The following is a 12598-nucleotide window of genomic DNA, read 5'->3' as shown; positions in this document are numbered from 1 at the left end:
GTGGGCTGTGCCCCGGTGCCGCGGGCGCGCCCCACCGCGCGGAGGTCTGCGGTGGGGCGGGCCGGACGTGCCGCCGGGTACTCAGGCACGTCGGAACTGGCGTGGGGCAACGATCCATTGAATGGATTCAGTGCGCGAACTGCCGGTCACAGTAGCCACGGGACGTGCGGGCCCACAACCGTCGCGCACCGATCAATCACGCCACTCACCCGTCGACGAGCCGCCACCGAACACGCGGCGCCACAGGGGGCGTTCCGTCCATGAGGGCCGGGGACGCTCCCAGACCTGAATCGTTTTCACGCGGGGAGCGGCCACGGACGCACCCCGAGGTCGGAACACCCGAGGGTCGGACCAGCCGCGGGTCAGCCCACCCGCGGGTCAGATCACCCGCCGCATCCAGCCGTACGTGTCCTCGGTGCGGCCGTAGTGGATGTCCAGGACGTGGTTGCGGATCTCGAGCGTCTTCTTGCCCGGGGTCCCGTCGCCGATCGTGAAGTGGTAGCCGTCGCCCTTGAATCCGACGACCGGCGTCACCACGGCCGCCGTGCCCGCGGCGAACACTTCGGTGATGTCACCGTTCTCCGCTCCGGCCCGGACCTCGGAGAGGGAGAGGGACCGCTCCACCGGGGTCAGCCCGAGGTCGCCGGCCAGGGCAAGCACGGTGTCCCTCGTCACGCCCTCCAGAATCGTGCCGAGGCCGGGCGTGACCAGCTCGCCGTCCGCGGTGACCAGGCAGAGGTTCATCGTGCCGGACTCCTCGAGGTTGCCCGCGCCGCCCGCGGCGTCGAGGTACATGACCTGGTCGCAGCCGTGTTCGCGCGCCTCGATCTGCGCGGCGAGACTCGCGGCGTAGTTTCCGCCGCACTTCGCCTCGCCCGTGCCGCCCGGCGCGGCCCTCGTGTAGGTGCTGCTCACCCACAGCGTCACCCCGCTGACGCCGGAGGGGAAGTAGGGTCCCGCGGGGCTGGCGATCACCGAGTAGATCACGCGCTCGGCCGGCCGCACACCGAGGAACGCCTCCGAGGCGAACATGAACGGCCTGATGTACAGGCTCTGTTCGCCCTGCGTGGCCGGGACCCAGGCCTCGTCCGCGCGGATCAGGTCCTCGACGCTGGTGAGGAAGTCCTCCTCCGGCAGCTCGGGCAGCGCGAGGCGGCGTGCCGAGCGCTGGAAGCGCCGGGCGTTCTGCTCCGGCCGGAACAGCCAGACGCTGCCGTCCGCGTGCCGGTAGGCCTTGAGACCCTCGAAGATCTCCTGCGCGTAGTGCAGCACGGCCGCGCTCGGGTGCAGGGAGTAGGGCTCGAGGGCGGCGATCCTCCGATCGTGCCATCCGTCGGCCGGGGTCCACGCCGCCGAGGCCATGTGATCGGTGAAGTACCGGCCGAAGCCGGGATCCGACAGGATCGCTGAGCGCTCCGCGTCCGACGCCGGGGTCTGCGTACGCAGCAGGGGGAATGCGCGGCCCATGACCAACTCCTTCTCGCTGCAGGAATCTCCCGCACGCAAAATCTCCCATACCGCTCGCGCTCTGTGCGAGAGCGGACATGTCTGCGGGCGGCGGCGGGAGTTCGAAGACAGGCCCTAGGACCGCTGCGGTGGCTCGCCGATTCCGCCCGCGATCGCGTGCACTCCGCCGTCGGCGTGGAGCACCTGGCCGGTGGTGCATGCCGACAGGTCGGAGAGCAGGAACAGCACGGAGCCGACCACCTGGTCGTGCCGGGTGCGGTCCCAGCCGAGCGGCGCCCAGCGCTCGTAGTGCTCGGCGAGTGCCTCGAACGTGCCGACGCCTTGTGCGGAGAGCGTCTCGAGCGGGCCGGAGGCGATCAGGTTCACCCGGATGCCCCGCGGCCCGAGGTAGAGCGCGAGATAGCGGGCCACCGCGTCCAGCGACGCCTTGAACACGCCCATCCAGTCGTAGCCCGGCAGGGTGCGCGTGCTGTCGACCGTGATGCCGACGACGCTGCCCCCGTGCTCGCTGCGGGCCAGCAGCGGTGCGAGGCCCGCCGCCAGACGCTGCAAGGAGTACGCGGACACCTGGAAGCCCTTCGCTGCGCTGTCCGCGGGCGTGTCGAGGAAGTGGCCGCCGACCGCGTCCGGCGGTGCGTGGGCGATGCTGTGCAGGACGCCGTCGAGCGTCCCCCAGCGGCGCTCCAACTCCCGTACCGCGTCGGCCACATCGTCCTCGTCGGTGATGTCGAGTTCGATGACGTCGGCCGGCTCGGGCAGTCGCGCCGCCGCCTTGCGGGCGATGCGCGCGGCGCGGCCGAAGGAGCTCAGCACGAGGTCCGCGCCCTGGCGTTGCAGCGCGGCGGCGACGTGCCAGGCGATGGAGTCGACGTTCGTGACGCCGGTGACGAGGTAGCGGCGGCCGCGGAGGTCGAATCCGTTCACGGTGCTCCCAACACGAGGGCGGCGTTGTGCCCGCCGAATCCGAAGGAGTCGGAGAGGCCGATCAGTCCCTGCGAGCGCGGCGCGAGGGCGCGTGGGGCGAGCACGTGGTCGAGGGGACCGAGGGCCGGGTCGGGCTGCTCGGTGCCGGTGGTCGGCGGGGCCTTCCCCTCGCGCAGCGCGGCCAGGGTGATGACGGCCTCCACGGCCCCGCCCGCGCCGAACAGGTGCCCGGTGGCGGCCTTGGTCGAGGACACGGGGATGCCGGCCAGGTCGTCGCCGAGGGTCTGCCGCAGGGAGCGGATCTCGGCCTCGTCGTTCAGCCGGGTCCCTGTCCCGTGGGCGTTGATGTAGCAGAGGTCGGCCGGTGCGACGCGCGCGTCGGCGAGCGCCCGGCGGACGCACTCGGCCGCGGGGCGGCCGTCGGGCGGCGGGGCGGTGAGGTGGTGGGCGTCGGAGGTGGCACCGTAGCCGAGGACCCGTCCGAGTACGGTCGCGCCGCGGGCGGTCGCGCCCTCGAGGGTCTCCAGGACGAGGACTCCGGCGCCCTCCCCCATGACGAATCCGTCGCGGCGCTCGTCGAAGGGCAGGCAGCGGCCGGTCGGTGACAGCGCCCCGGCGAATCCGAACGAGTCGCGCACGAGCGGGACGGACGCGGCCTCGGCACCACCGACGACGGCCGCGGCGGCGTCGCCGCGCCGGAGGCTGCGCAGGGCGAAGCCGATGGCCTGGGCGCCCGCCGCGCACGCCCCGCACGGTGCGAACGACTCGCCTCCGAGCCCGTACCGCATGCTCAGGCCCGCCGCCGCGCTGTTGGGCATCATGAGCGGCACGGTCAGCGGGGAGGGCTCGGCCCCCGCGTGGTCCGGCGCTCCGCCGAGGCCGGTGCCGACGGCGCAGAGGACGTCCTCGGGCGCGCAGGGCAGGCCGCCGTCCGTCCAGCCGGCCTGGCGCAGCGCCTCGTCGGCGGCGACGAGGGCGAGTTGGGCGAAGCGCGCGTGCCGGCGCTGCTCGCGCCGGGTGAGCGGGGTGTCCCGGTCGAACGCGTCGCACCGGCCGTCGCCGTCCGCGAGCCCGGTCTCACCGGAGACGAGCCGGGCGTGGAGGACGTCGGCGCCGACGCCGAGCGGGGTGACCGCGCCGACGCCGGTGACCACGACTGGACGGGTCAACGCCCTGCCTTCTCCGTGACTGTGGCCGCGAGTTGTCCCACGGTCACGTCGGCGAGTTCGGGACGCGGGATGGTGACCCCGTACGTGCGCTTGATCTCGGTCATGAGTTCCGCGGCGTCGAGCGAGTCGATGTCGAGGTCGTCGAACTTGGCATCGGGCGTGATGTCCGCCTCTTCGACGCCGGAGTCGATGAGCTCGTCACGGATGAACTGGAGGACGGTCTCGGCGGTGAGGGTTTCGGCCATGGCGGCGTGCTCTTCTCTGTCGGTGCGGCGGGGCGGCACTCAGCGGTGGAAGTTCGGGGAGTGGCTCTGGGACCAGTACCACTGGCGCCAGTAGCTCTCCGCGAGGTCGAGCCAGGTCTCCAGGCGTTGCTCGCTGTCGAGGAACCAGTTGAGGCTGACCATCAGCCAGCTGTACACGGCCTGGCTGTCACGGCAGTTGCCGCAGTCACCGGAGGTGCAGCAGAACTGCAGCGTGTCGTAGTCGGCGCCGTAGACGGCGAATCCGTCGAGCACCGGGTTGCCGTTGGCGACCCGCTGCTCGTGTTCGGGCAGGTCGACGCTGATGCTCGGACACACGTCGTACCCGAACTGTGCGCCCCAGTGGCTGCGCCCGGTGATCAGCGCCTCGATGAAGTACGGATGGCTGACCACCGTGTCGGGGTACAGCTCCTTGACGCGCAGCGCCTCCGCCAGCGTCCGCTTCTCGTTCTCGATGCGCAGTGGATGGTCGGAGCCGTGTTCGCTGTAGAAGTTGAAGGTGACCAGGTTGCCGTTGTCCCTGATCGCCCTGACCGTGGGTTCGATGTACGGGAGCCCCTCTTCGGACAGGGCGAACACGAAGGTGACCCGCGGGTCGTCGCGATAGTGCTTGAGGCCGGTCTCGAACAGGCCGCGGAACGCGGAGCCGTTCGGCCGGTGGGCGCGCAGCGCGTCGTCGAGGGGGCCGCCGCCGAAGAGGCTGATGCCGATCGCGACGTTCTCGAAGCCGTCACGGGGCAGCGGGCGCAGGCCGTTGGAGGAGATGGTGATGTACGGCAGGTGTTCGACGAAGGGGCGGACCCGGTCGAGCACGATGGTCGGCTCGCCCCCGATGAGCGTGGCCTGTGTGACGCCGTCGGCGGCGAGTTTCTCGGCGAACGCGCGGATGAGTCCGGGGTCGGAGGTCTCGTCGACCGCGCTGTCGAATCCGCCCTCGAAGTACCAGCACCCCTTGCAGCGGATGTTGCACGCCGTCGTGAGGTGGATCTCGCAGCCGCGCACGCGCCGCCCGAAGGTGCGCAGCGTCTTCAGCCGGGCGGCCAGGTCGGGCCGGGCGGCACGGATCTCGCGGAGCCGTGCCTTCGACTCCGCGCGTTCCGGCGGCCGTTGAGTGATCGTCACGGGTATGGACATGGCTCTGCCCCCTCACTCACTCGGAACGTGCAGGCCCAGGTTGGTGATGCGCTCGGTGGTCTTCTTGCGCCAGAGCTCGATGGCCTCGCCGTTGGTGGTCTTGCGCAGTCCGTAGCGCACGGCCAGCCGGGAGCGCTTCGTGTTCGGGCTGCCGAAGATGCCGACGAACATGGGCCACAGCCGGTCGAGGGCCGCCTGCAGCTGTTCGCGTCCCTCCTCCGTGGCCGCCAGGTTGCGGCAGACGCGGGCACCGTGCGCGATGTGGATCTTCTCGTCGAGGATGATCGTGCGCACCGCCTCGGCCCACGGCTTGTAGCTGCTCTCCGCGAACTCGCGGAGCATCACCATGGCCGTCTCCTCGCCGATGTACGAGTACACACCTCGCTCGGCCCAGGTCGTGCAGGAGTGCATCCGGTCGTCGGCGAAGAGTGTGCGTTCGGTCAGCGACTGCGTCTCCATGTACGACGTGTCGATGCCGATGTCGGCGAGGATGCGCTTGCCGATCTTGTAGTGGTCGTACTCCTCGGCCGCACGCTCGGCGCACACCTGTCGCTCTTCGGACGTGGGCGCCAGCGGCAGGAACATGAGGGCGTAGTCGTCACCGCCGGACAGCTCGCCCTCGGTGTTGATGGTGATCTGGCTGATCAGAATCTTCTGATAGTCGCGTGGCATGCGATGGAACTCCTCGGGAGTTCGCACCACGACTTCCTCGTCGTCCAGAACGGCAATCGTCACGGGCGATCCTCGCTCTCTCGTCGTCGGCTCCAGTGCAGCACGGTGCCACAACGCCCCTAGTGAGCACCAGAGTTCATTGATCATCGGGAGAAGTTCCGGCCGCTGTCTCGCATGCCAAGACATCCTCTCCGACGTGCCTGGGCACGGCTGCTATCGTCCCGATCGATGACCTCACCAACGAGTTCAGTTGCCGCCGGGAACCCGCTGCGCCGGGCCATGGAGACGATCAGGTCGCTGCGGGAGCAGTTGGACGCCGAGCGGTCGGCGGGACGTGTCGCCGTCGTGGGTGCCGGCCTCCGCGCGCCAGGGGGCCTGTCCGACCGGGAGGCGTACTGGCAGGCGCTGGCACAGGGCCGTACCTTCCTGTCGGAGCTTCCGCAGGAGCGGCGCGCGGCCTGGGCACCGTCCTGGGACGGGCTGCTCTCGCGCGGCGGGTACCTGGACGACGTCCTGGGGTTCGATGCCAGGTTCTTCGGGATATCGCCCCGTGAGGCGCGCGGTCTCGATCCGCAGCACCGGTTGCTGCTCGAGGTCGTGTGGGAGGCGTTCGAGGACGCGGCCGTGCTGCCGGCGGCGGTCGCCGAGTCGACCGGGGTCTTCGTCGGGATCACAGGCCAGGACTACCGGCACTGGGGCGTCGAGGAGCCCAACTCCTCCTGGCTGATCGGCAACGGTCACTGCTTCGCGGCCGGCCGACTCGCGTACACGCTGGGGTTCCAGGGGCCCGCACTGGCCGTGGACACGGCGTGCTCGTCGTCGCTGGTGGCGCTGCACACGGCATGCCGGTCGCTGGCCGCGCGGGACTGCGACACGGCCGTGGTGGCCGGTGTGAACCTGGTGCTCTCGCCGCGCTCGACGGCCGAGATCCAGCGCACCGAGGCGCTGTCGCCGGACGGCCGGTGCCGCCCGTTCGACGCGCGGGCCAACGGGTTCGTGCGCGGGGAGGGCTGCGGCGCGGTCCTCCTCAAGCGGCTGGCCGACGCGGAGCGCGACGGTGACCGCGTCCTGGCGGTGATCGAGGCCACGAGGGTCAATCAGGACGGCCGCTCCTCCGGGTTCACCGCGCCGAACGTCCTGGCCCAGACGAAGCTCATCGAGTCGGTGCTGGCCGACGCCGGGGCGACGGCGGCCGACGTGGGGTACCTGGAGGCGCACGGCACCGGGACGCCGCTGGGCGACCCGATCGAACTGGAGGCGGCGGGCACGGCCCTGGGCCGCCCGGGCGCACCCTGGTACGTCGGATCGGTCAAGGCCAACATCGGCCACACGGAGGCGGCGGCGGGAGTGCTCGGCCTGATCAAGGCGGTCATGTCCCTGCACAAGCGGGAGATCCCGGTGCAGGCCGAGTTCGACACACTGAACCCGCGGATCACCGGCGGGGACGGCGGCCCGACCGTGCCGACGCGGACCCTCCCCTGGCCCGAGAGCGGCGGGCGCTGCGCCGCCGTCAGCAGCTTCGGCATGAGCGGGACCAACGCCCACGCCCTCCTGTCGCCCGCCCCCGCACGGACCGCGCCACGGCCCGGGGAGGACACGCCCGTGGCCGGGTTCATGGTGAGCGCGCACACCCAGGAGGCGCTGCGCACGTCGGCCGCGCGGTACGCCAAGGCCGTCCAGGCGACCGAGGGCGACTACCCGGCGTTCGCGTACACCGCGACCCACGGGCGCACCCGTCTCCCGCACGCCGTCTGGGTGGCCGCGGACGGGGTGCCCGACGCCGTGGAGGCGCTCACGGCCCTGGCCGACGGCCGCGACGACCCGCGGGTGAGTGTGCTCGGACCGGACACGGACCTGCCCGTCCCGGCGGGCGCGCGGACCGTGACCACCGTGCCGTCCTACCCGTGGCAGCGCTCGGTGTACTCGATCCGGCCGGTGGGGCCGGCCGCAGATCCGGCCGGCGCCTGACCTCAGCCCGTCCGCCGCTTGCCGGGGTACGAGAAGTGCAGGGTGCCCATCGCGATGAGCAGGTCCTGTTCGTCCTCGACGTGCGCGGTGAGCACCGCCGACCGGCGGCCGATGCGCGCGGCGGCGATCCGGGCGCGCAGCGGCCCCGGTTCCACCGCCTCCAGGAAGCTGAAGCTGCTCGAGGTGAGCACCGCCGAGGGCACCTTCCCCACGTACGCGCTGACGGACACGAACGCCGACAGGTCGGCGAACGTGAAGATCGCCGGACCGGATACGGTGCCGCCCGGGCGCGCCCAGAGCCGCTCCGGCCGCGACGTGAACACCAGTCCCCGCGCGGACACTTCGACCACGTCCAGGCCGGCCTCGTCGGGCAGGTACTCCGCCAGGAGCTCGCGGGTCTCCTCGACGGTCATGACGGGCTGCTCAGCCATGGTGGGCCACCTCCCGGCCCACGAGGTCGGTGAGTGCCGCGCCGAGGCTGGACAGCGTTCCGTGCTTCCACAGGAGCGTGGGGCTCAGGCGCAGGTCGAGCGCGTTCTCCAGTCTGGTGCGCAGTTCCAGCGACATGAGCGAGTCGAGCCCGACCGCGCGCAGCGGTACGTCGGCGAGCAGTTTGGCCGGATCCGTGCGCAGCACGAAGGCCGACTCCTGGCGGACGAGGTCCGTCACATGTTCCCTCAGCTGCTCGGGCGGCACCGCGCGCAGCCCGTGCCGCGTGTCCGCGTGCGGGGCCTCGGCCAGGGAACGCCAGCTGCTCAGGGACGCGGTCGCCGGATAGGTCTCCAGCCAGCGCCGGGGATCGAGCGCCGCGTAGGCGACCACGGCCCGGTCCGTCACGATGAAGTGGCGCAGCGCCGCCCAGCAGGCCTCGGTGCTCACGCTGCCCAGCCCCCGGGCCGCGAGCCGCTCGCCGCGGTCGGCGTCCTGTGCGGCCAGGCCCACCGAGGCGACCGGCCCCCACTGCACGCTGAGGCCGGGCAGGCCCGCGCGGCGGCGCTGTGCCGCCAGCGCGTCGAGGGCGCTGTTGGCTGCCGCGTACGCCGCCTGCCCGGCCGTGCCCACGAACGCGGCGGCGGACGAGAACAGCACGAAGAGGTCGAGGCCGTCGTCTTGGGTGAGGTCGTGCAGGACGCGGGCGCCGTCGAGTTTGGGGCGCAGCACCCGGTCGAGGCCGTCGGGCTCGAGGTTCTCCAGCGTGGCGTCGTCGAGGACGCCGGCCGCGTGGAAGACGCCCCGCAGCGGCGGCAGGTTCTGCCTGACCTCCGCCAGCACGGCGTTCATGCGCTCCGGGTCGGCGACGTCCGCCCGATGGACCTCGACGGTCACGCCCCGCGCGCGGAGCCGGTCGAGGCGTGCGGGGTCGGTGGGGTCGGACCGCCCGAGCAGGACCAGGGTCCCGGCTCCCGACGCACCGAGGTGCTCGGCGAGGGAGAGGCCCAGCGCGCCGAGTCCGCCGGTGATCAGGTAGGTGCCGTCGGGCCGGAGCCGGCCCGACGGGAGCGGCTGGGGGGTGACGGTCTCGACGGAGCCCGGGTCGGTGAGGACGATCTTGCCGCGATGCCGTCCGCGGGACATGACCCGGAACGCCTCCTCGGCCTGGGCGAACGGCCACTCCTGCACCGGCAGCGGTGCGAACTGTCCGGTCTCGACGAGCTGCCAGGCGCGTCGCAGCAAGCCGGCGAAGCGGTCGGGGCGGCGGCGCATCGTTCCGGCGATGTCGACGGCGGTCAGGGAGATCGACTTCGTGAACGCGCCGAGGTCGACGGAGGCCGCCGCGTGGATGTCGCGCTTGCCGACCTCGACGAAGCGCCCGTCCTCGGCGAGTGCCTCGAGGCCGAGCGGGATGGCCGCGCCCGACAGGGAGTTGAGCACGACGTCGACGCCCCGGCCGCCGGTGGCCGTGCGCACGCCGTGCGCCCAGTCGAGTCCTCGTGAGTCGAACACATGGGTGATGCCCAGGGAGCGCAGGTGGGCCCGCTTCTCCTCGGTGCCTGCGGTGGCGATGACCTCGGCGCCCGCCAGGCGCGCCACCTGCAGCGCCGCAAGGCCGAGTCCTCCGGTCGCCGAGTGGATCAGCACCGTCTCCCCGGCTTCGAGCCGCGCCGTCTCCCTCAGCGCGTGCCAGGCGGTGACGAGCACCATGGGCAGCGCGGCGGCCTGTGCGGCGCCGAGGCCGTCGGGCAGCGGCAGCACGTGCCGGGCGTCCACGACGACGTGCGAAGCCAGCGCTCCGAAGCCGCAGGCCACCACGCGCTCGCCGACGGCCACGTCGTCCACGCCGTCGCCGACGGCCGTCACCACGCCGACGCAGTCCAGACCCAGTGCGTCGCGGTCGGGGCCGTCGTCCGGGTAGACGCCCATCGCCTTCATGACGTCGATGAAGTTGAGGGACGCGGCCTCGACGGCGACCTCGGCGCATCCGTCGGCGGGTCGGGGCCGCCGGTCCGACGGCAGTGCGCACAGCGAGGAGAGGCGGCCCGGGCTGAGTGCGCCGAGGTGGAAGGGCTGAGGCCGTGCGCCGCTCCGCCGGGCCGCCGGGGCCGGGTCGCCGCTCCCCCGGACGCGGTGTCCGACGAGGCGTCGCCCGTCGCGCAGCACGACGCGGTCCTCGGCGGCGGCGAGTTCGGCCCGCAGCCGTTCGACGCGGTCCGGTGAGAAAGCGTCGACCTCGACGAGCCGCGCGGACAGGTGCGGGTACTCCGCCTGGACCACGGTCACGAATCCCGGGTAGAGCCCGGCGTCCCGGTCCGTCTCGCACGTGACCACCGTCAGTCGTGCCGACGGGCTCTCCGTCGCGCAGCGGCGGATCAGCCGTGTCAGGTCCATGAGTCCCGCGCGGCCGTCCTCGGGCGCCACGAACACCACGTGTCCTGCTCCCGGCAGACGGTCGGCGCCCAGGCCGTCCGTGAGGACGTCCGTGCGTCCGCAGACGACGTACTCGCCGGGTTCCGGTCCGGCGGCGAGCTCCTGTTCCGCGAACTGCCACCCGAAGACGTGGTCCGGGTCGCCGTGCCGCGCCGTGCGGTCGGGGACGTCGGCCAGGACCACGGAGCGCAGCTCGCCGACCGCCGTGCGCCGCGTGTCGAAGACGGCGAGGTCGAAGCCGTCGTCGGTGCGGCGCGCGTGCACCCACAGCCGGTCCTGGTCGGTCGCGGTCACCGTCGCGCTGCCGATGGCGACCGGCACACTCGGACCGTCGCCCACGGCGAGCGCCGCCTGGAGGACGGCGTCCCACAGGACGGGGTGCAGGGTGCCCCTGGCCCGGCCCGACCCGCTGCCCTCGGGAAGCTCCACCTCGACCAGTGCCTCGTCGAGGCCGACGTACCCGCCCGTCACCGACCGGAAGGCGGGGCCGTAGTGGAGGTGCCGCTCCGCGCAGCGCCGGTAGAACGCGTCGGGGTCCAGGGGTGTCGCGCCGAGGAGCGCCTCGGGGAACTCCGCCGTCACCGGCGCGGCTTCGCCCCAGGAGACGACCGCTCGGCAGTGCCGGGTCCAGCCGCTGTCGTCACCGGAGGCGAGCGTGACCACACCCGCCGCGTCCGCGCCCGCCCGCCAGGTGGCCGCGAGGCGCACGGCGGTGTCGCCGAGGGCCAGGGAGGCGGGAAGCGTGATCTGACGGAGAGTCATCCGCGCGTCGGCGCGGTCCCGCAGTGCGGTGTGGACCAGCGCGAGGTACCCGCCCGCGGGAAACACGGTGGCGTCGAACACCTGGTGGTCGGCGAGCCAGGGATGCCGGGCGGCCGACAGGTCGAGGTCCGCCTCCCACAGCCCCTGGGCCACCGACGGTTTCAGGTCCAGAGACAGGCGACGGCCGGTGCCGCGCCCGTCCGCCGGGCCCTCGTCCACCCAGTGGCGCTCACGCTGGAAGGGGTAGGGAGGGACAGCGCCGCGCGTCGGCCGGGCCTCGGGGCGGGGGCCGAGCGGCCGCAGTCCGCTGACGTAGGCCCGGCCGAAGGCGTGGAGCAGGTCCGTACGGCTGCCCTCGCCCCGGCGCAGCGTGTGCAGGACCGCGGGCGGCTCCGCGCGGGCGTCGCCCAACTCCCGCAGCGCCGGGCCGAGTCCGGGGTGGGGGCTCACCTCGACCAGGTGGGTCACGCCGGAGTCGAGCAGTTCCTCCGTCGCGTCGGCGAACCGCACCCTGCTGCGCAGGTTCGTCGCCCAGTACGCGGCGTCCATCTCCGTGCCGCCCAGCCGTCGCAGGTCGACCGTGGACAGCAGCGGGATCCGCGCACTCCGGGGACGGACGGCGGACAGCGCCTCGCGGATGGCGGGCACGATGGGTTCGATCTGCGGGCTGTGCGACCCGTAGTCCACGTCCACCAGGCGGCAGAAGACGCCGTCCGCCTCGAGGATCTCCTTCACGAGGAGCACGGCGTCCGTCTCCCCCGCGAGCACGCAGGCGCGCGGCCCGTTGTGGACGGCCAGTTCCACCAGGCCGGCAAAGTCCTTCAGCAGGTCCTCGGCCTCGGCCGGAGTGAGGTCCACCGCCAGCATCCGGCCGTGCCCGGCCACCTGCCGCAGGATGTCGCTGCGCCTGGTCACGACGAGCGCGGCGTCGTCGAGGGAGAGCGCCCCGGCCACGGTCGCGGCCGCGATCTCGCCCTGGCTGTGCCCCACGATGACGTCCGGCGTCACGCCCGCGTCCTGCCATGCGGCGGCGAGGCTCACCGACATCGCCCACAGCGCGGGCTGCACCTCCTGCACCTCCGTGAGGGCGGCGCCGTGCACGGCGAGGTCCCGCACGTCCCAGGGAACGCACCGGGCCAGTGCCTCGGCGCACGCGTCCATGGTGCGGGTGAAGGCCCGGTCGGCGCCGTAGAGACCGGAGCCCATTGCGGCCCACTGGGCTCCTTGCCCCGGGAAGACGAAGGCGACCTTGCCGACGGCGCGGGCGCGACCGGTGGCGATCTCCGTCAGATCCGGTGCCAGCAGGGCCCGGCGCTGGGCGAAGTGGTCGCGGTGCCAGGCCAGTTCCAGGGCGGAGTCCCGGGCGTCGCCTCC

9 protein-coding genes are annotated in these 12598 nt (G+C 72.8%); 1 reads left to right on the top strand and 8 read right to left on the bottom strand.

The window, feature by feature from the left end; translation table 11 throughout:
* Window positions 1-378 precede the first annotated feature (378 nt).
* The 6 genes from GTW43_RS03110 to GTW43_RS03085 all read right to left on the bottom strand — a co-directional run bounded on the left by GTW43_RS03110 (window position 379) and on the right by GTW43_RS03085 (window position 5692).
* Window positions 379-1467 (bottom strand): branched-chain amino acid aminotransferase, encoded by a 1089-nt coding sequence (locus GTW43_RS03110; RefSeq protein WP_161300027.1) that lies wholly within the window; start codon window positions 1465-1467, stop codon window positions 379-381.
* A gap of 114 nt (window positions 1468-1581) precedes the next feature.
* Complete coding sequence (fabI, locus tag GTW43_RS37820; protein ID WP_161300025.1) at window positions 1582-2391, bottom strand: enoyl-ACP reductase FabI; 810 nt, start codon at window positions 2389-2391, stop codon at window positions 1582-1584.
* The gene (locus tag GTW43_RS37815) at window positions 2388-3560 is read right to left on the bottom strand and encodes a beta-ketoacyl-[acyl-carrier-protein] synthase family protein (protein ID WP_161300023.1); all 1173 of its coding nucleotides are present in this window, start codon (window positions 3558-3560) and stop codon (window positions 2388-2390) included. The genes fabI and GTW43_RS37815 overlap by 4 nt, the downstream gene beginning before the upstream one ends.
* A complete protein-coding gene (locus tag GTW43_RS03095) occupies window positions 3557-3805 on the bottom strand; it encodes a phosphopantetheine-binding protein (protein ID WP_161300021.1) in 249 nt (82 codons plus the stop codon). The genes GTW43_RS37815 and GTW43_RS03095 overlap by 4 nt, the downstream gene beginning before the upstream one ends.
* 39 nt (window positions 3806-3844) lie before the next feature.
* On the bottom strand, window positions 3845-4957 hold the full coding sequence (locus GTW43_RS03090) for a radical SAM protein (protein ID WP_161300020.1): 1113 nt from the start codon (window positions 4955-4957) through the stop codon (window positions 3845-3847).
* Between the two features lie 12 nt (window positions 4958-4969).
* Window positions 4970-5692: a Phenylacetic acid catabolic protein gene (locus GTW43_RS03085; protein WP_343245879.1), complete on the bottom strand. Its 723-nt coding sequence runs from the start codon at window positions 5690-5692 to the stop codon at window positions 4970-4972.
* 165 nt (window positions 5693-5857) lie between these two features.
* Between GTW43_RS03085 and GTW43_RS03080 the strand changes: the two genes are divergently transcribed.
* A complete protein-coding gene (locus tag GTW43_RS03080) occupies window positions 5858-7597 on the top strand; it encodes a polyketide synthase (protein WP_237536361.1) in 1740 nt (579 codons plus the stop codon).
* Window positions 7598-7599: 2 nt separating this feature from the next.
* On the opposite strand, the gene GTW43_RS03075 is transcribed toward GTW43_RS03080, so the two are convergent.
* Together GTW43_RS03075 and GTW43_RS03070 are read right to left on the bottom strand one after the other, a co-directional pair.
* Entirely contained in the window at window positions 7600-8028 is a 429-nt protein-coding gene (locus GTW43_RS03075) for a PaaI family thioesterase (RefSeq protein WP_161300018.1), read from the bottom strand.
* Window positions 8021-12598: SDR family NAD(P)-dependent oxidoreductase (locus tag GTW43_RS03070; protein WP_161300016.1), on the bottom strand; the 4578-nt coding region annotated here is incomplete at its 5' end. The genes GTW43_RS03075 and GTW43_RS03070, both read right to left, overlap by 8 nt.

Source organism: Streptomyces sp. SID5785, from assembly GCF_009870065.1.
GTDB lineage: Bacteria > Actinomycetota > Actinomycetes > Streptomycetales > Streptomycetaceae > Streptomyces.
Note: the sequence above shows the minus strand (reverse complement) of the source record. Positions and strands in the feature narration are given on the sequence as shown.